19 protein-coding genes are annotated in these 24,018 nt (G+C 44.3%); all 19 read left to right on the plus strand.

Going from position 1 to position 24,018, the window contains the following annotated elements; genetic code table 11:
• Positions 1-285: 285 nt before the first annotated feature.
• On the plus strand, positions 286-585 hold the full coding sequence (gene rbp / locus AC5RDS_RS08095; protein ID WP_013611463.1) for an RNA-binding regulator: 300 nt from the start codon (positions 286-288) through the stop codon (positions 583-585).
• A 429-nt stretch (positions 586-1,014) separates the two neighbouring features.
• On the plus strand, positions 1,015-2,139 hold the full coding sequence (locus tag AC5RDS_RS08100) for a DEAD/DEAH box helicase (protein ID WP_494222290.1): 1,125 nt from the start codon (positions 1,015-1,017) through the stop codon (positions 2,137-2,139).
• Between the two features lie 330 nt (positions 2,140-2,469).
• Positions 2,470-2,922 carry a cold-shock protein gene (locus AC5RDS_RS08105; protein WP_013611461.1) on the plus strand — a complete coding sequence of 151 codons (453 nt, stop codon included), beginning with the start codon at positions 2,470-2,472 and terminating at the stop codon, positions 2,920-2,922.
• A 633-nt stretch (positions 2,923-3,555) separates the two neighbouring features.
• The gene (locus AC5RDS_RS08110) at positions 3,556-3,885 is read left to right on the plus strand and encodes a hypothetical protein (RefSeq protein WP_167535987.1); all 330 of its coding nucleotides are present in this window, start codon (positions 3,556-3,558) and stop codon (positions 3,883-3,885) included.
• A 246-nt stretch (positions 3,886-4,131) separates the two neighbouring features.
• A complete protein-coding gene (locus AC5RDS_RS08115) occupies positions 4,132-5,124 on the plus strand; it encodes an AAA family ATPase (RefSeq protein WP_013611458.1) in 993 nt (330 codons plus the stop codon).
• A gap of 48 nt (positions 5,125-5,172) precedes the next feature.
• Positions 5,173-6,042, plus strand: a complete 870-nt coding sequence (locus tag AC5RDS_RS08120; RefSeq protein ID WP_494222291.1) for a DUF58 domain-containing protein — start codon at positions 5,173-5,175, stop codon at positions 6,040-6,042.
• A gap of 31 nt (positions 6,043-6,073) precedes the next feature.
• Positions 6,074-7,117 (plus strand): BatA domain-containing protein, encoded by a 1,044-nt coding sequence (locus AC5RDS_RS08125; protein WP_013611456.1) that lies wholly within the window; start codon positions 6,074-6,076, stop codon positions 7,115-7,117.
• Between the two features lie 54 nt (positions 7,118-7,171).
• Entirely contained in the window at positions 7,172-8,164 is a 993-nt protein-coding gene (locus AC5RDS_RS08130; RefSeq protein WP_013611455.1) for a vWA domain-containing protein, read from the plus strand.
• A 12-nt stretch (positions 8,165-8,176) separates the two neighbouring features.
• Positions 8,177-9,202 carry a vWA domain-containing protein gene (locus tag AC5RDS_RS08135; RefSeq protein WP_013611454.1) on the plus strand — a complete coding sequence of 342 codons (1,026 nt, stop codon included), beginning with the start codon at positions 8,177-8,179 and terminating at the stop codon, positions 9,200-9,202.
• A gap of 56 nt (positions 9,203-9,258) precedes the next feature.
• Entirely contained in the window at positions 9,259-10,119 is an 861-nt protein-coding gene (locus AC5RDS_RS08140) for a tetratricopeptide repeat protein (protein ID WP_013611453.1), read from the plus strand.
• Between the two features lie 25 nt (positions 10,120-10,144).
• Positions 10,145-11,977 carry a BatD family protein gene (locus AC5RDS_RS08145; RefSeq protein WP_046403048.1) on the plus strand — a complete coding sequence of 611 codons (1,833 nt, stop codon included), beginning with the start codon at positions 10,145-10,147 and terminating at the stop codon, positions 11,975-11,977.
• Between the two features lie 16 nt (positions 11,978-11,993).
• Positions 11,994-12,749, plus strand: a complete 756-nt coding sequence (locus AC5RDS_RS08150; RefSeq protein ID WP_306445372.1) for a tetratricopeptide repeat protein — start codon at positions 11,994-11,996, stop codon at positions 12,747-12,749.
• A gap of 81 nt (positions 12,750-12,830) precedes the next feature.
• Complete coding sequence (locus tag AC5RDS_RS08155; RefSeq protein WP_013611450.1) at positions 12,831-13,334, plus strand: RNA polymerase sigma factor; 504 nt, start codon at positions 12,831-12,833, stop codon at positions 13,332-13,334.
• A 79-nt stretch (positions 13,335-13,413) separates the two neighbouring features.
• Positions 13,414-14,619: a FecR family protein gene (locus AC5RDS_RS08160; protein ID WP_118107028.1), complete on the plus strand. Its 1,206-nt coding sequence runs from the start codon at positions 13,414-13,416 to the stop codon at positions 14,617-14,619.
• Between the two features lie 181 nt (positions 14,620-14,800).
• On the plus strand, positions 14,801-18,211 hold the full coding sequence (locus tag AC5RDS_RS08165; protein ID WP_013611448.1) for a SusC/RagA family TonB-linked outer membrane protein: 3,411 nt from the start codon (positions 14,801-14,803) through the stop codon (positions 18,209-18,211).
• Positions 18,212-18,216: 5 nt separating this feature from the next.
• Complete coding sequence (locus tag AC5RDS_RS08170) at positions 18,217-20,163, plus strand: RagB/SusD family nutrient uptake outer membrane protein (protein WP_049782829.1); 1,947 nt, start codon at positions 18,217-18,219, stop codon at positions 20,161-20,163.
• A 28-nt stretch (positions 20,164-20,191) separates the two neighbouring features.
• Entirely contained in the window at positions 20,192-21,568 is a 1,377-nt protein-coding gene (locus tag AC5RDS_RS08175) for a DUF4959 domain-containing protein (RefSeq protein WP_013611446.1), read from the plus strand.
• A gap of 15 nt (positions 21,569-21,583) precedes the next feature.
• On the plus strand, positions 21,584-23,071 hold the full coding sequence (locus tag AC5RDS_RS08180; protein WP_167535986.1) for a DUF4998 domain-containing protein: 1,488 nt from the start codon (positions 21,584-21,586) through the stop codon (positions 23,069-23,071).
• A 203-nt stretch (positions 23,072-23,274) separates the two neighbouring features.
• On the plus strand, positions 23,275-24,018 hold a 744-nt coding region (locus AC5RDS_RS08185; protein ID WP_494222292.1), incomplete at its 3' end, for a transposase.

A 24,018-nucleotide genomic window follows, 5' to 3' on the forward strand; every position in this document is an offset into this window, starting at 1 on the left:
AAACCATCCTTTGTTATTTATTTTATTGTACCCCGGGGGCTGGGGAATTTGGGAAAAACTTCCCAAATTTGCCCCCGTCCCCGTGATCGTTAATAAAGCATAATTTTCACCGGTTGGTTCATAAATAAGTAAGGAACAAAAGGTTGTTTATCCGATTTATTGCATTACCTTTGTGGACAGTTAGAGTTTATGAATCGTTATCGTCAAAGTTCTTCTTCAAAATAAGTAAGTCTCTTCTTTAATTATCCTGCTCTCTAATTAGTATTAATTTTATTTTAATTTCAAATGAACATTTACATTTCAGGTTTAAGCTATGGCACGACCGATGCAGACTTAAACGAATTATTTTCAGAGTATGGAGAAATTTCTTCTGCAAAAATTATTTCGGACAGAGAAACCGGAAGATCCAGAGGATTCGGATTTGTCGAGATGACTAACGATACAGAAGGACAAAAAGCGATCGATGAATTGAATGGTGCAGAATATGACCATAAAGTGATTGCGGTAAGTATTGCACGTCCTCGCACTGAAAGACAGTCTAACGGTGGATATCGTGACAGAAACAGTAATTCCAGGCGATATTGATCAGGTGATCAGATAAGGGGTTGGCTGAAAAATCAACTATTCGGCTTTCCAGCTAACCTCTTCTATAAGTTTTATTTCGGGTGTCTTATAACACTCAACAATGAAGTTCGATTTATTCTTTCTTTTCGATGTGAGATCAGGAGTTTTCAGTCCTGAAGTGTTCCGTTTCTGAAACAGATTTATTAAACTTTTTTGTTCTTTTTCCTTTGAGAAATGAGTGTTGAAAGTTTAACTAGTTATTCAATAAGGCTGATCGTTTGTTAAAACGTTTTTTCCCAGCCTATTTATTCGGATGACCTTTCTGCCCCATTAAAACATATTAATGTTACCCCGGCATTTCTGTTGTATGTTCTATATAGATCCGATACAGCAGAGAAAATTAAATAGTGAAAATAAATGCTGTTTTGACGTACAGCAAAATAATAATATATGACATTTAAAGAATTAAATATAATCCAGCCGATTTTAAAGGCTATTGAGGAAAAAGGATATAACAGGCCGACACCGATTCAGCAGCAAGCAATCCCTGTAGCCTTGTCCCGAAAAGATATATTGGGATGTGCACAGACAGGAACCGGAAAAACGGCTTCGTTCGCTATTCCTATCATCCAGCTTTTACAGGCAGATCCGATTATAACGAAACGCAAGGGAGTCAAAGCTTTGATCCTGACGCCGACCCGCGAACTGGCCTTACAAATCAGTGAATGTTTAGACGAGTATGCCAGGTATACCCCGGTTCGTCATGGTGTGATGTTTGGAGGAGTAAACCAACGTCCGCAGGTTACTATGTTGCAAAAAGGTATCGATATTCTGGTTGCGACTCCGGGGCGTTTGCTCGACTTGATGAGTCAGGGGTTTCTCAGCCTGGATCAGGTGAAATATTTCGTGCTCGACGAAGCGGACCGTATGCTCGATATGGGGTTTATTCACGATATTAATCGGATATTACCGAAGCTTCCGAAAGAAAAACAGACCTTGTTTTTTTCGGCGACGATGCCCGATTCGATTGTTACGCTGGCTTCTGCTTTATTGAAAAATCCTGTGAAAATCACCATTACTCCTGAATCTCCGACTGTCGATGCTATCGAACAGTTCGTTTATTTCGTCGAGAAAGCCGAGAAAGGACGTTTATTGATATCCCTTTTACGGAAAGCTGAAAATCAATCGGTATTGGTTTTCTCCCGTACGAAACATAATGCCGACCGGATTGTCCGGGTATTGGGCAAAGCCGGAATCGGAAGTCAGGCTATTCACGGAAACAAGAGTCAAGCTGCCCGTCAGTCGGCTTTAGGAAATTTTAAATCAGGAAAGACCCGGGTGATGGTGGCTACCGATATTGCGGCCCGGGGTATCGATATCAATGAGTTGCCGTTAGTGATCAATTATGATCTGCCTGATGTCCCTGAAACTTATGTACATCGCATCGGACGGACCGGAAGGGCTGGGAATGCAGGAACGGCCTTTACATTTTGTTCTCAGGAAGAACGAAAACTAGTAGATAATATCCAGAAATTGACCGGAAAAAAACTCTGCAGGGCTGAAGTTTCGGCCTGAGTAGATGGAAAATTCCTGGGATTTAGTTTTTCTATTCCGATTTCGGTTGCTGTGTCGTCAGACCGGTTCGTCTGGACCGCTCCGTTAAGGCTTTTGTCGATTTCATCGGTTTTTCTCCTGCCCGGTGGAACTCCTTGCTGCGCAAAAACTTTACGTTACGTTTCTCTCAGACACTATCGCTCGGTCGTTCAGAAAAAGCATGATGATACTCGGCAGAACTCCGATGGTCTTCAAACACGAACACCGGAGACGAATAGGTGTCGGAATAATCTTACGATTCGATTAGGTGATAAATTTTATTTTTTATTTATAAACAATTCATACAGTTAAATGGCAAGACCACAGACATTCAGTAAGAAAGAAAACGAGAAGAAAAAACAAGCCCGGAGATTAGAAAAACAAAACCGGAAAGAAGAAAGAAAACTATCCGGTAATACGAATAGTTTTGAAGATATGATAGCCTATGTCGATGAAAATGGCCGGATTACTTCGACACCTCCGGAAACGAATCATAAAAAGGAAGAGATAAACCATGAAGAAATTGTGATCTCGACTCCCAGACAAGAATCTCCTGAGGTCCGTAAAGGGCGGGTAGAGTATTTTAATGTTTCGAAGGGGTATGGTTTTATTAAGGATCTGTCAGGAACTGAAAAATATTTTTTTCATGTGAGCAACGCTCTTTCCGAACTTGTAGAAAATGCCATCGTTATTTTCGACTTGGAGCGTGGTAAAAGAGGTATGAATGCCATTAATATTTGTATCTCGGAACGAACAGCCGATTAAGTTCGATTTTGTCAGGAATACTTGCGTTGCAACCGGGGTATCGGATTAGCAGGTGCAGCCTGTAAATTGGACATAGGGTGGCTTCGAAGCTGATTATTAGCGAAACTAGGTCCGGAATTAATTATTCAACTCTGAACCGAAAGTTTACCGATTAAAAAGGGGGGGGATGCTGGTCAAGGGACCTGAAAGGATGAAGCTGATCAGAGTCGAAGTGAGTATAAACCAGTTTGATTTAGGCTTTGAAAGTGAAGAAACTTTCCGTTTGTCGAGGCTTGCTTCGTGCCTGTAGGGAGGGCCTTTGGCTCTGCTTTGAAAAAACACTGTTGTCTGAGTCTGATTTTTCAGCAAAAAACGTTAAACAGAAAATCCCAAAGATTTAGTCTCGACTGAATCGGAAATATTCTCCATAATTATGAGGAAATTCTCCACTTCTAAAGTCTGGATTTCATTTTGTTTTTATGAACTTTCGACTATTTATCCTACATTTGCAGGCATAGGGGGAGTGCCTCGTTTTGTTTACGGCCCTTTCCGGGGGGGGCTGGCACTTTTATAACTTGAAATCTCTGTAGCTAAAAAAAGTTTAATCTGAAATAAACGATGGATAGAGATACACTTATATTTATAGCATTTTGTGTGTTCATACTCTTATTGGGGGTACGGTTTTGGCAGCAGCTCAGGGAGCGGACGGAAAGAACGGAGGCAGATCGGAGTATTGCAGATGAAGCGGTCCCCTTGCCGGCGAAAAGCCGGAGGCGTTACTTTATTCTGATTCAGGTGATTGTGTTAGGAGGTTTACTGATTTATATGCTTTCCTGGTTAATCCGTGATTTTAAGGGAGCTGAGCCGGTACTGAATGCTGGGTTTATTTTACGTTGTTTGATTTTTGTATTCACTATTTATATATTCATTTCCCGGGGACGTGATTTACTCAGGCAGCGTGTTAAAGGGAATAAGAAGAAATAAGAAGGTGTAAATATCAGGGTCGACGGATAGCCTGATATTTTTTTTGCAAAACCTTAAACGGAGGGTTAACTTTTTTTAAGGCTAGGAATTTAACATTTGAACTTAGATTGACTAATTTTGGAGTACTCAAAATTTTAACATTTGACAAAAATAGAGATTCGATAGAAATGTGGGCTTGAAAGTAACACATTTTTTTCTGGTTCGTAATAGAATTTTATAAGATATAACAACTTTAAATTTGAATCTATGGATACTGTTGATATCAAAGCATTGAATGAACGCATACAGCAGGAAAGCTCTTTTGTGGACATGATCAACATGGAGATGAACAAAGTCATCGTTGGTCAGAAACATTTGGTTGAAGGACTTCTGATCGGGATGCTTTCCAACGGGCACATTTTATTGGAAGGTGTTCCCGGCCTGGCAAAAACCTTGGCCATCAATACGCTGGCAACTACGATTGATGCGAAATTCAGTCGTATTCAGTTTACCCCCGATCTTTTGCCTGCCGATGTGATCGGTACGATGATTTATTCTCAGAAGAGAGAAGAGTTTGTGGTAAAACAAGGACCGATTTTTGCGAACTTCATTCTGGCGGATGAAATCAACCGTGCTCCGGCAAAAGTACAGTCTGCTTTATTGGAAGCGATGCAGGAACGTCAGGTGACGATCGGAGATATGACCTATCGTTTGCCCGAGCCTTTCCTGGTTATGGCCACCCAGAATCCGATCGAACAGGAAGGTACCTATCCGTTACCTGAAGCCCAGGTCGACCGTTTTATGCTGAAAGTAGTGATCGATTACCCCAAAAAAGAAGAAGAAAAGCTGATCGTTCGTCAGAATATGGAGAAAGCCTTCCCTAAGGCATCTACTATTCTGAAACCCGAAGATATCATTCGTGCCCGTGAAGTAGTGAAGGATGTATACATGGATGAGAAAATTGAAAAATACATCATCGATATTGTTTTTGCCACCCGTTTTCCGCAGGAAGCCGGGCTCGACAAGTTTGTCAGCATGATCGCTTACGGAGGTTCGCCGCGTGCCAGCATCAGTTTGGCCAAGGCTGCCAAAGCGTACGCTTTCATCAAACGTCGTGGTTATGTCATCCCCGAAGATGTACGGGCGGTATGTCATGATGTTTTGCGTCACCGTATCGGCCTGACTTATGAGGCTGAAGCCAATAACATTACCAGTGAGGATATTATCAACGAGATCCTGAATGCCGTAGAGGTTCCATAGTCGGAAGGTCGTTTTTAACCTTTTACTTTTAACCTTTTACTTTTAGATATGGAAACTTCTGAATTGTTAAAGCGGGTCCGGAAGATAGAGATTAAAACCCGGGGCTTGTCCAAAAATATTTTTGCCGGCGAATATCATTCTGCCTTTAAGGGGAGAGGTATGACTTTCAGTGAGGTAAGAGAATATCAGTACGGCGACGATATCCGGAATATCGACTGGAATGTGACTGCCCGCCACAACCGTCCTTATGTGAAGATCTTCGAGGAAGAACGGGAGTTGACGGTCATGTTGATGATCGATGTAAGTGCCTCCCGTAATTTCGGGACTATTTCGAAACTGAAGAAAAACCAGATTACCGAAATTGCTGCAGTGCTTGCTTTTTCTGCAATCCAGAATAACGATAAGATCGGGGTGATTTTCTTCTCGGATAAGATCGAGAAATTTATTCCTCCGAAGAAGGGAAGAACACATATCTTGCATATTATTCGCGAACTGATCGATTTCTATCCGGAAGATAAACAGACCGATATCGAACAGGCATTGGAATATATGACCAATTCGATCAAGAAACGGTGTACCTGTTTTGTTATTTCCGATTTTATCGACGAGCACGATTTTGCCCATGCTTTGGCTATCGCTAACCGGAAACACGATGTTGTCGCCCTGAGGGTATACGACCTCCGGGAAAATCAATTGCCTCCGGTCGGGATGATGTACCTGAGGGATGCCGAAACCGGAGAACAGATGTGGGTGGATACTTCCGATAAAAAGCTGAGGGAAGCGTATGAAAAATATGCTTTTGTCCGCGAAAAGGAACTGGATGCAATCTTCAAACGTTCGGGAGTCGATGTCGCTAATATCCGTTCCGACGAAGACTACGTCAGGGCTTTAATCACTTTGTTTAAGAAAAGGGCTTAATTATTATGGATTTTGATCAAAGATCGTAACTATGAGGAGTGTTTTGAAACAAATATTATTATATCTGTGCTTGTTTTTAGGGGTGGCGACCCTGAAAGCTCAGCATGTAGAATATGGGGTGGCGCTTGACACCAATTATATGATGATTGGAGATCAACAACATCTTACTTTTAAAGCGAAGGTAGACCCGGGAGTCCGGATTGTGTTCCCTCGGTTACAGGATACGGTTGTCCATGGATTGGAGATTATCTCCGGTCCTGTACGGGATTCTGTAAAAGAAAAGGATGGAAGATGGCTTTTGGAGGAAAAATATGTCGTCACTGCTTTCGATACAGGAGTATATGTTGTGCCTCCTCAGCCCATTACGATCGAAAGTCAGGAATATAATAATATTGTTCGGACCGATCCCGTAGGATTGGTGGTGAATACTTTCCAGGTAGATCCGCAAAAGGGGAATTACGATATCGTTATGCCTTATGCCGCACCCTGGACTTTTGCCGAGATTTTGCCTTATCTGTTGTGGGTTTTGTTAGGGATTGCCCTTATTCTGATCTTCTGGCTGTATTGGGACCGGAGGCGGAAGAACAAACCCTTGTTTACGCCGAAGAAAGAAGAGATTCCGCCTTATGTCATGGCTATCCGTTCCTTGGATGAAATCAAGGGCAATAAGCTTTGGCAGGCCGGAAAAGAAAAGGAATATTATACCCGATTGACGGATACCGTACGCCAATACCTTGACGGAGAGTTCGCTATACCTGCCATGGAACAGACCTCCTCCGAAACAATGCAGGCCTTGGTAAATTGTAAAGAGGTAGAAGCCAAAGAACGGGAGAGAATAGCAGAGATGTTGACGACGGCCGATTATGTGAAATTCGCTAAGTTTACTCCCTTGCAGGATGAAAATTCCCGTTATCTGGATGCCGCTTACGAATTTGTCAATAACACTCACCAACGGGTAGAGGCTGAAATTGCTCAGCAGCAGAAACAGGAAGAAGAAAGAAAACGTCAGGAAGAAGAACAACAGCGAAAAGAAGCTGAAAAAAGCGAAACTCCCGAAGACGTAAAAGATAAATGAGGCGATCAGGCACTTTGAAAAGAGTGTATGAGTTAATTTGTAAACTGAAATAAAATGTTTGGATTCGAATTTGCAAACCCGAAATATTTCCTGTTATTGATACTTTTAGTACCAATGATCGTCTGGTATATCCTGAAGGAAAAAAAGTCGCATGCTGATTTACAGTTTTCTTCATTACAGGCGTTTAAGGGGATCAAACATTCCGGCCGGATCTGGTGGCGGCATGTTTTGTTCGTATTGGAATTGCTTGCCATTATCTTATTGGTGACGGCCTTGGCTCGTCCGCAGTCCAGTAATAGCTGGCAAACTTATACCAGTGAAGGTATCGATATCGCACTGGCTCTGGACGTTTCCACGAGTATGCTGGCCCGTGACTTTACGCCCGACCGTTTAGAGGCGGCTAAAGAGGTGGCTACGAAATTTATCCTCGAACGTCCTCAGGATAAAATCGGATTGGTGGTTTTTGCCGGCGAGAGCTTTACTCAGTGTCCGTTGACTACCGATCAGGCTGTATTGGTCAATCTACTCCGGGAGGTGAAAAGCGGTATGATCCAGGATGGAACGGCGATCGGTCTGGGTTTGGCTAATGCGGTCAACCGGTTGAAAGATAGCCCCGGTAAATCGAAAGTGGTGATTTTGTTGACAGACGGTATCAATAATCAGGGAGCGATAGCACCTGTCACGGCTGCCGAATTAGCTAAAGCTTTCGGTATCCGGGTATATACGATCGGAGTCGGAACCTATGGCGAAGCTCCTTATCCTGTTCCCACTCCCTTCGGCGTGCAATTGCAGAATATGCCTGTGGAAATCGACGAAGGGGTATTACAACAGATTGCTAACGTGACCGGCGGTAAATATTTCCGGGCGACGGATAACGATAAATTACAGCAGATCTATTCCGAGATCGATCAGTTGGAGAAAAGTAAGATAGAAGTGAAACATTTCAGTAAAAAGAATGAACAGTATTTTATTTTCGGTTTGCTGGGTATGTGTTTACTGATTGCACAGGCAGTTCTGAAGTATACTCTTTTAAGGAAAATACCGTAAAATTATTTGGCTATGTTTAGATTTGCACATCCTGAATTATTATATCTCTTGATTGTTATCCCACTGTTGATTGTTTTTTATGTGGTGATGATCCGACGAAAAAAGAAGGCGATAGCAGAATTCGGTAATCCGGAATTACTCGGGCCTTTGATGCCTCTTTTATCGTTCAAGCGGGGCACGTGGAAGTTCGTTATGCTGATGCTGGCCTTATTGTTTGTCATTGTCGGAGTGGCAGGCCCTCAGTTCGGTTCGAAACTGCAGCAGGTGAAGAAAAAAGGTGTAGAGTTGATGATCGCTCTCGACGTTTCCAATTCGATGATGGCACAGGATATCAAACCCAGTCGTTTGGAAAAAGCTAAGATGGCCATTTCCCGGATGGTAGAGAAATTATCGAACGATAAGATCGGTTTGATTGTATTTGCGGGGGATGCTTATGTGCAATTACCTATTACTACCGATTATTCTTCGGCCAAGCTTTTCCTGTCGAATATCAGTACGGATATCGTACCGGTACAGGGGACGGCTATCGGGAGTGCGATCGATCTGGCCGCCCGGTCGTTTACACCGGAAACCGAGACGTCCAAAGCGATTATTGTCATCACGGACGGAGAAAACCATCAGGATGATGCGGTTGCGGCTGCTAAGCAAGCCCATGAAAAAGGAATCGTAATCCATACCATAGGGATGGGATTGGAACAGGGTGCTCCGATCCCGGAGAAAGGAAAACCCGGACAATTTATGCAGGACGCACAGGGGAATGTAGTCATCTCCAAACTGGACGAACAAACTTTGCAGGATATAGCTAAAGCCGGAGAGGGGCTGTATATCCGGGCCAGCAATACCGAAGTCGGACTTAACCGGCTCCTGGACGAAGTCAATCGTATGGAGAAAAGCTTGCTTGAAGAGCGGGTATATAGTGATTATGCCGAGAAGTACCAGTACTTCCTGTTGGTGGGGTTGTTTTTCATCTTTGTGGAGTTTATGATTCTGGGCAGAAAGAATAAACATTTTATGAAGATCAATCTTTTCAAACGCTAAAAGAAAAGACAGAGAATCGGATTGACGATAATAATGTACGAAAAATGATGAATGTTATGGTAAAGTCTATGATAATAACGGTGGTGACCTTGTTGGCTGCATGGCCCGCTATTGCTCAGCAAGAACGGAAATTTATCCGGGAAGGAAACGAATTATTCGAAAAACAGGATTTCGAAAAGGCTGAGGTGGAATATCGTAAAGCTGCCGATAAAAAGGCAAATTCATTTGAAGCGGCTTTTAATATGGCCGATGCTTTATATAAGCAGAAAAAGTACGATGAAGCTCTGGAACAGTTTTCTGCTTTGGCAAAACAAGAAACCGATAAAGAACGGTTGGGCGAAATTTATCATAATATCGGGAATACTTTGTTAGCGATGGAGAAAACCGACGAGAGCATCGAAGCGTATAAAAACTCATTAAGGAATCGTCCGGCTTCTGAACAAACGAAATATAACCTGGAATTTGCACGCCATAAACAACAACAGGATCAACAGAATCAGGATCAGAACAAGGATCAGAATAAAGATCAAAACAAAGATCAGAACAAGGATAATCAAGACCAAAATAAGGACCAAAACCAGGATCAGCAAGATCAGAATAAAGATCAACAGGATCAGAATAAAGACCGGCAAGATCAGAACAAAGACCAACAAAATAAGGATCAGCAAGATCAGAACAAAGACCAGCAAAATAAAGACCGTCAAGATCAGAATAAAGACCAGCAGAATAAAAATGATCAGAATAAAGACCAGCAACAACAACACCCTCAGCAACAGCAGGGTAAGATTTCTAAGGAGGATGCGGAACGTTTGTTAGAGGCTTTGCAGAACGATGAAAAGAATGTTCAGGAAAAAGTGCAGAAACAAAAAGCACAGGAACAGAAAGCAAAGAAAATGAAAATCGAAAAAGATTGGTAATTTTGCGGCTTAAATAAATATGGCAATGAGACAAATCGGATTAATCATATTGTTATTTTTCACTTCACTGGCTTACGCCCAAAATGTAGAATTCAAGGCTTCTGCTCCTTCTGTAGTTGCCGTCGGTGAGCAGTTTAAGTTGGAATATACCCTGAATAAAGAAGGGGACAATCTTAAAGTGCCTACCCTGGAAGGATTCGACCTGCTGATGGGACCTTCCGTAGGACAATCTTTTTATTCATCGAATATCAATGGGAAAATGACGCAGAATGTCACTTTCTCCTATACCTATATTTTGGAAGGAACTAAAAAAGGTACTTTTCAGATTCCCGGAGCGACAGTGATTATCGATGGAAAAGAATATACATCCAATGCTCTGAAAATAGAGGTCGTCGAAGGTAGTCGTAATTCAAACGGTAATCAGGCGGCGACAAACCGGCCGGTGCAGCCGGATGCCAATGCTACAGTCAATGACAATAACCTGTTCGTTAAAGTCGAGGTCAGTCGGCGTAGCCTGTATATGGGAGAAAGTCTGATGGCTACGATTAAAGTGTATACAAAGGTCGATCTGGTCAATCTGGGCAGAACTAAATTTCCGGATTTCAACGGATTTCTGGCCGAAGAAGTACCCACGCCGCAACGTATCGAATTGGTTCGGGAAGCGGTGGACGGGCAGATTTACAATGTCGGAACTATCCGGAAAGTATTGTTGTATCCGCAACATACCGGAGAGATTACGATCGAGCCTTTCGAGTTGGAATGTATTGTCCGTCAGCGTTTAGCTAACGGAGGCCGTAGTTTCTTCGACGAGTTTTTCGGTAATTACAAAGATGTCCGGGCGATGCGGAGAAGTAAACCGGTCACTATTCAGGTGAAAGAACTTCCTCAGCTTGGGAAACCTGCCGGTTTTGGCGGAACGGTAGGGAATGTAACGATGGCCACCTCCCTTTCGGCGGATACGGTGAATGCCAATGATGCGATCACTTATAAAGTGACTTTCCGCGGAACGGGCAACCTGAAGTTATTAAAAGCACCGACGATTAATTTCCCCCTGGATTTCGAAGTGTATGATCCGAAAGAATCCAGAGATCTGAATATTACGGAAAATGGCATGGCGGGTAGTGTTTCTTTTGAATACCTGATCATCCCCCGTTATTCCGGAGACTATAAGATTCCGGCCATTCGGTTTTCTTATTTCGATTCACAATCGAACACTTACAAGACCATTGCGGGGGCTGAATACAATATCCATGTCAGAAAAGGAGCCGATAAAGGGCAGGTGGAAACTTCGACCGGTAATCAGGTGAAGTCGTTCAAGAAAGAAGATGTCCGTAAAGTGGGTGAAGATATCCGTTACCTGAAAACGGAGGGATTGAACCTGAAGGCTGCCGGGGTACGTTTCTTCGGAACTACCTTATACTGGTTGGCTTTATTGATTCCGTTCGTACTGTTTATTGTCGGTGCAGTCTTGAATCGCCGGAGAATCAAAGCGAATGCTGATATAGTCCGGGTGAAGAATAAAGCGGCCAACAAGATGGCCCGCAAACGCCTCAAAGTGGCTGCCAGCGCGATGAAAAATCACAATGCAGAGCAATTCTACGATGAAGTATTGAAAGCCCTTTGGGGATATATGAGTTATAAACTGAATATCGACCGTGCCGAACTGAACCGGGATAATATCAGTGAAATTCTCCAGTCGAAAGGAGTAGAGGAAGACAGAATCAAGGAATTTATCGCTGTATTGGATACTTGTGAATATGCCCGTTATGCTCCCGGAAGTAATTCCGATCAGGAAATGGGGAAAGTATATACAGATAGTATTGATGTGATTACAAAGCTGGATAAAGCCATCCGGTGATTAAAGATTAGAAACTATGAAAAAGATATTGTTGATATTGCCGGTTTTACTGATAAGTTTGTGTGCCTTAGCCGCTATTGATCCGCAATCGGAGAAACAGGCAGAGGAATTTTACCGGGAGGGAAAATACAATGAAGCAGCTGAAATATACCGGAAATTGAGGGCCGGTGGCATGGAATCGGCTATCTTATATTATAATCTGGGTAATTGTTATTATAAACTGGGAGAGAATACGCAGGCCATATTGAATTATGAACGGGCCTTATTATTAGACCCCTCGGATGCTTCTGCCCGCTACAACCTGAAAATGGCCCAGCAAGCTATCGTAGACAAAATCGAAGTGTTGCCCGAATTGTTTCTGGTGAGGTGGTACAAAGGGTTTGTCGGTTATTTTTCCGCCGATCAGTGGGGATATATCTCGGTTACTCTCTTTATCCTCTTTTTGGTAATGGCAGCTTTATTTTTCTATTCTCCTTCGGTCGGTATCAAAAAGACTGGTTTTGTCGTGGGGATTATAGTCTTTTTCCTGACTGTCGGGACGATGTTTTTTGCTATGCAGCAGGATAAGAAAGTCACCGACAGAGAGTATGCGATTATTACAACTCCGAGTGTGACGGTAAAAGGTGCGCCGGATAATAGCGGTACGAGCCTGTTTTTGATTCACGAAGGGCTGAAAGTCCGTGTCGTAGGCCAATTGGGGGATTGGTACAATATCCGGATGGCAGACGGCAATGAAGGATGGGTAGCAAAAGGAGATCTGGAAAAGATCTGACCGGGAAAAATCAATAATTATTTTATTTTTGCAGACATATCCGGTTAGCGGACATCCTATTACTATTAAAATACACGAACGTTGAGTATATATAGAGACTTTGAGTTGTTCTTTAAAGAGAATTATTCCCGCTTTTACTTTTTCGCCTATCAGATGATCGGTGAAAGAGAAATATGCCGCGACATCGTGTCCGACTCATTCGAATCGATATGGAGCGTTATCTTGTCCGGAAATAAAGAACGGGAACTCAACTGGAGCAAGTACATGTATTCGCTCGTACGCAACAAATGTGTGGATTACATCCGCCACGAGACGGCTAAAGGGCGTTATGCCGATTTCTATCTGCACATGTTCGGCAATGAGGAAGAGGAGGAAACCGACGATGAGACTGAACGGCAAATCGAAATCATGTACCACATGCTGTCGGAGTTCACGCCACAAACCGCACGAATATTGGAATTGTGTTATTTTCAGAAAAAAACATATAACGAAGCGGCCGAGGAACTTCATATCAGCGCCAGTGCTGTGAAGAAGCATATTGTGGGTGCTCTGAAGGCTTTTAGAACACGCCTCAAAGAGCCGTAATCTTAAAAATGCTAAAAAATGAAATAAGGGGGGAACAGATACCATACCTTTATGTTTTTACATTAAAAAGAGAACAGTAATGAACGAACGGAACAGGCAAGAAGATAAATGGGAAAAGATAGTCGAGTTATGCGAAGAAGGACATTATCTATCCGAGGAAGAGTTGGAACAGTGGAGCAACGACCCTGAAGCACTCGATGTATGCAAAGAACTATTGCGTTGCAAAAACGCTGTGGCACGTAGGTTCGAGAAATGTGCTCCCAATTCCGAAGCTGAATGGGAACGGTTTCACGCACGGCAGAAAAATGCAGCTTCCTCCAAAAAGACGGCTCCTTCACGTCTCACGGCGAATCACCGTTTTCTATGGGGAATCACGACGGGCGTGGCGGCTTCGTTTCTGATTGTTTTTCTTTATACATGGTATAGGGGCTATCCTGTCCATGAAAATCCCTATATGGTATTTCAAGCGACCGAGAGTCAGCAGCAAGTGACACTTCAGACCAGTACGGGCAAACATATCGCTCTTACTAAAGTGCCCCTTAAAGAAGAGTTGCATGCCATCAGCACTTCCCTGGATAAGGCCGATTCCGCCGAACTTACTTATCATGATGTCCCGGTAAACACTCAAATTGCCATAGAGGAAAAGATAGAAATGCATGTACTTTCTGTTCCTCGGGGACAAAACTTCAAACTGGTGCTGCCCGATGGAACCAACGTATGGATGAATGCCGAAAGCCGTTTGACTTATCCGTCACGCTTCACAGGTAACGAACGGATTGTGCAGCTAAGTGGTGAAGCATACTTTCAGGTAACCAAAGACCACAGTCACCCGTTCGTCGTGCAAACCGACGGACTGCAAGCCAGGGTATTAGGCACGGAACTTAATGTACGTCATTATGTGAATGGTGAAGTCCATGTAACCCTTATCAATGGAAAAGTAGAAGTTTGTCATGAATCTGAGGACGGGGCCGTCTGCTTGAATCCCGGTGAAGAGGCCACTTGGACAGAAAACAGTAAATGGGTTATAAAAAATGTCGACTTGGATCCGTTTATCTATTGGAAAGAAGGCTATTTCTACTTCGACAATACGCCACTTTCTGCCGTTATGAAAGAATTGGGACGCTGGTATAATATCAACGTTATTTTTGAGAACAAAGAACTGATGGATTTAAAAATCCGCTACTTCTGTGTCCGTAACGAAACCTTGGAACGGGCCGTTACATTATTGAATCACATGAAGAAAATCAAGGTTTCCATTAGCGGAAATACGGTATATCTTCGGTAAGACACCGAAAGGCTTGTCTCTAAACAAAAGCAATCTCTTTTTCCTTGCTCCCTGAAACAGCAGTGTCAGAGACAGGAAAAAGAGATATTTTTTTAATCTTTATTAAAAAACACTTTAATAAGGGGTACCTTAAAAACGGGATATTACGATATATAATTGAAAACCTTTATTAATACTAATTATGAAAAAACTTTTAGGTGTCTTTGTTCTGATACAACTCACTGCATTGCTTTTTCCCAGCATAATCGTCGCGCAAAGCAATCAGAAAGAGATTGTATTGGAAATTGAGAAGAGAGAAAAACTCTCCCAAGTGTTTAAGCTTTTGGAGAAGGCTTCAAATTTTAAAATCATGTTCATCACAGAAGAGGTGAACCAATATGAGTTTCAGGGAACTGTCCGCACCAAGGACATTCATGAAGCCCTAAAACAAATCATAGGCAGCTATCCGCTGACCTACACCATCGATCGTCAGTTTATCACTGTCACTGCAAAAGGAAAAGACAAATCGGACTCTGCCACAAAAGAACCCATTAGACTGAAAGGAAAGGTGGTGGATGAAAACGGTCTGCCGCTACCGGGTGCGAACGTCATTATCCACGGCACCCATACGGGAACTGTGTCTGACCTCGATGGAGAGTTCAGTCTGAAAGTACAACCCAATGATGTGCTCAATTTCACCTTTATCGGCTACAAAACCGATCAGATTCCTATAAAAGGTAGGGATTACATCAAAGTGGAGATGGAACCAGAAAGCAAAAACTTGCAAGAAGTAACAGTAGTCGCTTTCGGAGAGCAGAAAAAAGAGAGCGTTGTCTCGTCCATCACTACTGTCCGCCCGGGTGATTTGAAAAGTGCCAGTTCCGATCTTACCACTAGTTTCGCCGGAAAGATTCCCGGTATGATTGCCTGGCAAACAGGCGGGCTTCCCGGAGCGCTCACCGAAGACGAAATGAATACCAAATTCTACATACGGGGTATCACCTCTTTCCAATCCAGCGCCAATTCCGATCCACTAATCTTGATTGACGGAGTAGAATCCTCCAAACTGGAACTCTCCCGCTTGGTCGTAGAAGACATCGAATCGTTCAGCGTACTGAAAGACGCGTCCGCTACCGCCATGTACGGTGCGCGTGGTGCAAATGGAGTGATTCTGGTGACCACTAAAAAAGGAGAAGAAGGCAGTGTGTATACCACAGCCCGATATGAAGTGGTAGTAAGCCGCCCGACAAAAGAAATCGATGTGGTAGACCCTATTACATACATGAAAATGTACAACCAGGCCATTATGGGACGTTCCAATGCAGGAGTACCCAAATATAGTGTCGAGTACATCAACCGTACCGCTTCCGGTAGATACCCGTCTTGGGTGTATCCCACAAACGACTGGTACAAACTTTTATTCAAAGACCAGAGCATTAACCATCGGGCAGGTGTAACCATCCGTGGCGGTTCCAAAGTGATTCAATACTATGCGTCGGTAAATTACAACTACGATCAGGGGATGTTGAAATCGGATAAGCTGAATGATTACGACTGCAATATCAGTAATCATCAGGTGGGTTTCCGTACGAATCTGAACATCAACCTGACTTCTGGTATCCGTTTGGTCATCAACTCGTCCACCAACATCGACAAGTATCATGGACCGGACAATAACCAGACTTCGGCTTATCAATACGCATTTAACGCATCGCCTGTCGATTTCGCTCCGATATATCCGGCGGACGCGACCTATAACTGGCCTCATATCCGTTTTGGTACGACTTCGGACGGAGCGGCCAACCCTTATATGGAAAACCAAAAAGGATACAAGGAACGGACACGCTATTCCACTACCAACAAAGCGGAATATATTCATAATCTCAGTTCTTTAGTAAGAGGTTTGGAGGCACGGCTGAGCGTTTCTTATGTTCAATCGGGTTACTATGATAACACCTTTACAACCACTCCATACAAATATTATCTAAAAAGCTACGATTTTGAAACGGGAGAACATACCCTAGCCGGAAAAGATAATGCTTTGGCTTCCAAGACTCTGCGAGCCGGAAGAGGAGGCAACACTACCGACACGCGTGTAACGTATGAGGGGCGTCTTTATCACACTGCCGCATGGGGTAACCATCAAACCTCTCTCACCGGTGTAGTCCAGGCATACGAACGTACTTTCACCCCGATCCAGTCTGTGCTGAACGGCATGCCACAGCGTAACCTGACCTATTCCGTAAGGGGCTCTTATGGATACAAAGACCGCTATTTCGGTGAGGTAAGTGTAGGATACAATGGTTCCGAACGTTTTGCCAAAGGCAACCGAATGGGAGTCTTTCCGGCATTCGGTGCCGCTTGGGTTGCATCGAACGAGAAGTGGATGCAGCGTACTTCCGACTGGCTTTCATTTCTGAAGTTCCGTTTTTCTTGGGGAAAAGTAGGTAATGACGGCATTATTTCTACGCCGCGCTATGTGTATTTGCAGGACATCGGATCTACAAGTTCGGGAACGACCAAAGATGTGGAAGCCTACAGAACAGGCGGTTTCAACCGTAGAATCATCAACTTTTACGGTGATGAGGATATCCAGTGGGAAATTGCCGAACAGGCCAATTTAGGTGTTGAGACTAAGCTGTTCAAAGGACTGTTGGAGATACAGGCTGACATTTATCAGGAATTCCGTCATAACATCCTCTCCAAACGTTATGTCATCCCGGCCAATGTGGGTATAGAGGTGGCACCGTTGGACAATATCGGTAAAACCCGCTCGCGAGGCATTGACCTCTCTGCTAAAATACAACATCAGTTCAGCAATGACTTTTGGGTGATTCTGAACGGAACACTTACTTATAATAAGGTGAAGTATGAAGAAATAGAGGAGGCTACCAACAAACCATCCTGGCAACGCATGAAAGGCAAAGAAATCAGTCAGGCGATTGGCTACATTGCCGAGGGACTGTTCCGCGACGAAGCCGAAATCGCCAACTCGCCCCGCCAGGACGGTGATGTGATGCCCGGCGATATCAAGTATCGCGACTTGAATGGTGATGGAAGCATTACAGTGGCCGATGCCACCTATATCGGCTATCCGGAAACGCCAAGATTGATATATGGCTTTAGCGGATTCATTAATTACAAGAGATTCGAATTCAGTTTCTCTTTCCAAGGCTCCGGCAAGCGCACGTTTTTTGTCAATCCCAGCGCCATCTCGCCCTTTGTTGGCAATCATGCCATGCTGACGGCTATCTATAACGATCACTGGTCAGAGGATAACATGGCCACCCGTCCGTTTTGGCCCCGTCTTTCTCCGCAGAATATCACGGCACACAATCCGCAAGAGAACTGGTACGCCGGAGCTGAAACCCGCAAAAGTACTTATTTTATGCGTGAATGCAGTTTCTTGCGTTGCACCTCCATCCAGTTGGCTTACAACATGCCGCGAAAGTTGTTGAATAAATGGAGAATGCAAAATATGAAGTTCTTTGTCAGCACCAACAACCCTTTTTGTTTCACCAATTTCAAACTGTGGGATGTTGAGTTGGGAGAGAACGGATTCAATTATCCTATTCAAAGAACTTATTCTTTAGGATTCAATATTAGTTTCTAAAACGTATGATGATGAAAATACAGCATATTATATTATCCGGTGTTTCGGTTCTTTTATTCTCTGTCATTAGTGGTTGCTCCAACTACTTGGATGTAGTGCCCGACAATGACATAGAGACCATCGAAACCACTTTTGAAAAGCGTGAAGGCGCTTACAGTTGGTTCAAGACCTGTTATTCAATGATTACCATGGATATTTCGGACATCATGACTTGTCCGGCCTATTGGGGTACCGATGAAGTGGTGGCCGACGATTATATACGTTTGAATAACCCCACTGTCATGCCAGGTATCATGATTGCCGACGGCCTGCAAATGGCTCAGTCTCCTTATGGCAATGTGTGGAAAAGCACCAAATTTTACGGAGGTATACGTTATTGCAACCTGTTTCTTGACCATATCGACGGGGTGTATAACATGCAACAGAAAGAAAAAGATTTGTGGAAAGCCGAAATACAAGCGTTGAAAGCACAGTATTATTTCGAACTGATGCGCCGCTACGGCCCCATCATTCTGGTGCCCGAGAACATTGATGCCGCCGCATCTATCGAAGTGATGCAACAACCCCGCCGTCCCATCGATGAGGTGGTGAAAGCTATTGTCGACCTATGCGATTTGGCCATTCCCAAACTTCCTTATTACAGGGAACAAGAACAAAACCACTACGCCTACTTCTCCAAAGAGGGAGCTGCGGCTCTGAAAGCCATGGCTTTGCTCTATGCCGCCTCACCGTTGTTTAACGGGAATAAAATGATGGCAGATATGAAGAATAAGCAGGGCGAACGACTATTCCCCGAATATGACCGAAATAAATGGAAAACCGCTGCCGAAGCTGCCGATGAAGCGTTGAAAATAGCTGAAGAAGGAGGTAAGGAACTCGTACAGGGCAGTACTGTATGGCCTACTTCTATGCTGAATACCATCCGGAATATTCAACAGTCGTGCCTCGACTATGACTATGCCAATAAGGAAGCGCTGCTCTGTGTGCGTCACCAGAGATTCACACCGCCTGTATTCTATCATTTCCGCGTTCCTGAAGAAGATCAGGACTATTACGATCAGTTTCGGATAGGTGGTTTTGGCGCCTCCATGAAGATGGTGGAAATGTTCTATACCGAACACGGTCTTCCTCTCTCGGAAGACAAGCAATGGGTTGCCTCCCGCTACGAAAAGAGCAGGGAAAATGATGAACGCTACCGGAATGTCGTCCCGTTGAACGAAGAGGTTCTGAGCCTGCATCTGCGTCGCGAACCCCGATTTTATGCAGATATCGCGGCCCATGGCACCTACTGGTATAAGAAAACTGTAGGTGGCGGTAACGAACCCCTCTACTGCAATTGTCTGCAAGGACAACGGATGGGAACTTCCTCCAAAAATTACGATATCCAGACTCCGCAGAACCTTACCGGTTACTATATCAAGAAGTTCGACAATGCGGATGTGGCGTTCAAAGACTACTACTCCAATAGTACTTCCGAGTCGGGCGATATTCTGCTTCGTTTGCCGGACTTGTTGTTGGCCTCAGCCGAAGCTTGGAACGAATATTTGGATAAACCGGACGACCGGGTGTATGCTCCATTGGACCGGGTACGTGTCCGCGCCGGCATCGACAAAGTGCGTGACGCTTGGAATAATTATGCGCGAAATCCCCAGAAAGTAACGACGCAAGCCGGTATGCGTGAAATCATCCGTCAGGAATGGAACATCGAGTTTGCGTTTGAGGGACGCCGTTTCTATAATCTGCGTCGCTGGATGACAGCCCACGAAGAGCTGAACACTCCTCTGTACGGCTGGAATATCTTGGGTGACACGGAGGAACGTTTCTTCAACAATTATACCAAGCCGATTGTGGTATGGAAGAAACGCAGCTTTACCGCTCCGCGCGATTATCTCTTCCCCATCGGAAGTGAAGAAGTAATGATTTCGGGATGTGTGCAGAATCCCGATTGGTAATTAGTATAGATTAAAAAATATAGAACCTATGAAGAAATTGATTTATCTGATTATGGCCGTTTGGGCATTCACCTCCTGTAATGATAGCGATGAGGCCTTTACGGTAGAAATATCGGCCGAAGGATTTCATTTCACTCCGATTATGGGTGGGGCCTTGTTACAATACACATTGCCGGACGACCCGGAAATCATAGCCATCAATGTACGCTATCAGGACGTATACGGAAATCCTATTCTGAAAACAGGAAGTAACTCAACCGACAAGCTGACTTTGACGGGATTCAATGAGTCGGTTAACAATATTCCCGCCCAAATTACTTTCTTGAGGCAAGATTATACAGAGTCTCAGCCTATTGACATACAGTTCGGCACGCTGGATTCCTCGCCTATTTGTTTTATCAATAATGCGGAAGTCCAATCCGGATGGAACGGTTGCACATTGAGTTTCGACAATCCGGAAGGCACAACAGGCATGGCCCACGTGTTCTATTTGGGGAGTAATCCTATCGACCAACAACCGGACACTATCCTGATTGAATCGTTCCCGCTGAGTGCCGGAGCAGATGTCAAACATTATACTCCGAAACAGAAAAGCGCCTTCCACACCATTATCGTACGGGTGGAGGACTATCGGGGATATATGGTGAAAGAAAGGGTATGGGAGAACATACAGGCTTTCAACACCGAACGTCTTGACCCCGCCTTGTTCGACATTTTCTATGCGAACTCCTGGGAAGTGCCGGAAGAGAAACTCGGACTCCAGTACCTGAAAGACGGCGATGTAAACGGTGCTACCTGGTTCGAGGAAAGAAACAGGCATTTCTATTACACTTTTATCTCGAAAGAGAACGGTGTGGGAGAAAACTCGGAACCGATGTATATCGATTTGAAGAAACTGCGTCCCATTTCGGAACTGCGTTTCTACGCCATGCGACACCTTGGTAGCAACTGCCCTCAAACTGCACCGGACAATACCCCTTACATCGGACCGCAGTACTTCAGTCGCTTCTTTGCCAACAAACTACCCTCCTCCGTCACCATTTATGGTTGCAGGGAGAATACGGATAGCCACAATTGGGATGCCCTGCAATGGGAGGAGCTGGCTTCTTTCGAAGATGATCCGGATGCTGACTACAGAGACCGCTGGACCTATCATGCGGCAACATGTAGCGGTACGTCCGGGAAACATAGTTGCACCTCTCTGCAAAAATTACAGGCTGTCGACCCGATTTATCGGGCCCTCTCCGTCGATATCACCAAACAAAGGGAAGGGTTCCGCTACCTGAAAATCAAATTCAACAGTGCGTTCAATCTGGAAAGCATCTACGAACGGGACGAAACGACGAACAAGATAAAGAAATATCTGACTTTACACGAATTGGAAGTATACGCTGATAAAGACTAAAGGAGGAACATGAACATGAAAAAATATATAGGATTATTATTCGCCATGTTGGTGATGGTATCTTGCGAATCGTTAGAAGATACCTATGAGGATTTTGCCGGTAACGGACCTGTCCGGTACTTGGGAAAATGTACGGACCTCACCATTCAACCGGGATGGAACCGTCTGCAAGTAAGATGGACGAACAGTCCGGACCCAGTCATCAGGCACATCAGGATAACCTGGTCGAAAGACGCTATGGTGAAAGAGGAATTAGTGGACCGGGAAACATCCGAGTACGACATCACGGACTTGGAAGACGGTAGCTATGAAGTGACGATATGTGCTGTCGATAAAAATGGGAACACTTCTCTGGAAAGCACCGACTACGGGCGTCCTTACACCGAAAACCACGAAATGGTGCAGGCTTTCACGCGTGTCATTTCCAGACACTTTTTCTTTCAAGATCGTCTGATACTCTTCTTTCTTGGCTGGGAAGACAATGTGAACGAGGCATACCTGACCTATACCAAAAAGGACGGAACCACCGGGCGGCTGGATTTGACCAAGAAGATTGTCAACAGCCTCTACTATATGGTACCGGAAGAGATAGACCTCTCTAAACCTGTGGAGTTTTACCGGAAAGGCTATATCAGCGGCTGCACCGATGAGATTGTATTCCAACCCATCGAATTGGAACACAACAAAATCTACAATGCCGACTTCAGACAAGACATGCTGCGGCAATATGGATACGAGTCTATTCCGGAAGAATGGGCCAACACGGTAGAGACACTGGAATTGGACCGCTCGTTCAGCAATTTCGCCGATTTGCTGAACTTCCCCAACCTGAAAACATTGGTTCTGGGTAAGCACCGTTACATTCTTGAAGAGATGGTGGACGACATCGAACGCAGCCAGAGCAAAGTGTATGACGTAAAAATGAGTAATTTCGTGCTCAAGACGCTGAAAGAGTTGAATGGGTTGACCATAGAGCGTTACAATCAGCACTATAAAGACTTGATGGCTTCACTCATTACCGAAATGGGAGAACCGGAACTGCCGGAATACGATTACCTCAACCTAAGCGGTCAGAAGTTTACATCTAACCCCGCAGATGAAGGCGGTGCCAATTCGCATTTGGAATACCTTACCGATAATGACCCATACAGCTGTTGGGAACCGTATGCCATGAAGGAGTCGACCACTTACGACCTCGATTTGGACTTGGGTTCTGAAAAAACACTCCGTGGGCTAAAATTGGTACAAACCTATTTCAGCAGTCTGAACGCAGAGAAGCGCGCCAAAGCTCCCAATACCGTCAAGATTTATGTCTCTACGGATGGGAATAGCTGGCAATACGCCACTTGGTTGGAAGAGTTGGAGATAGGAAACAGTACGGGTGAGACCAACATTATCCCGTTTGCCGGTGAGAAACAGGCACGCTATGTACGGGTAAGGGTCACTACGCCGCTTTATGTGCAGGCTTATGAGGTGACATTGGCCGAAATAGGACTCTATTAATCGTCGAAGGTATATCGTAAAAACTGTATTATCCTGAAAAAGTTTACTTTAAACTTAAATAGGGACATTCAGTAAATAGTATAAAATTAGCCAACTAATTCATAATTAAATTATTGCGAATTAGTTGGCTTTTTTGTATCTTTAGGTATTCCCCCGAAAACAAGGTTTGACGGCCCAAACGGGGGAAATATCCAAACTAAGATATGGCGAAGATACAAAATATTTCAGAAATTCACCCTACTTTGGGTTTTACAGAATTTGATATTCTGGAAAACTACCGCAAGAGTTTTCATGAGAGTGAGCCTGGCAGGCTTCATTCGTTGTTTCCGTTTGAATGTATGGCAAAAGCCGCAGGCCTGTCGGAGCGGCGCCTGGGCCGCAGGAACATATTCAGTCCTTGTGCAAAGATCGCCCTTATGGTGCTGAAGGCATACACCGGCTTCTCCGACAGGCAGCTGGTGGAACATCTGAACGGTAACATACATTACCAGATTTTCTGTGGAATCATGATCCCCCCGTCCCTTCCCATAACCAACTTCAAGATAGTCAGTGCTATCCGTAATGAGATAGCCTCCCGCCTTGACATTGATTCCTTCCAGGAGATCCTGGCTTCACACTGGAAACCTTATCTTGCAAACCTTCACGTCTGCATGACCGATGCCACATGTTATGAGAGCCACATTCGTTTTCCTACGGACATGAAACTCCTTTGGGAAAGCATCGAATGGCTCAACAGCCATATATGCCGGCATTGCATGGATCTGGGCATAAGACGTCCGCGCAACAAATACAGGAATGTGGCGGAATCCTATCTGTCCTGCTGCAAGAAAAGAAAGAGGAGAACTTCAAGGACAAGAATGCTTAAGCGCCGTATGATCAAGCTTCTTGAAAAGCTCCTCAGTCAAAGGGATGGGATCCATAGTGAGTACGGTGCTTTACTCCGGTAT

This window comes from Odoribacter sp., from assembly GCF_985060555.1.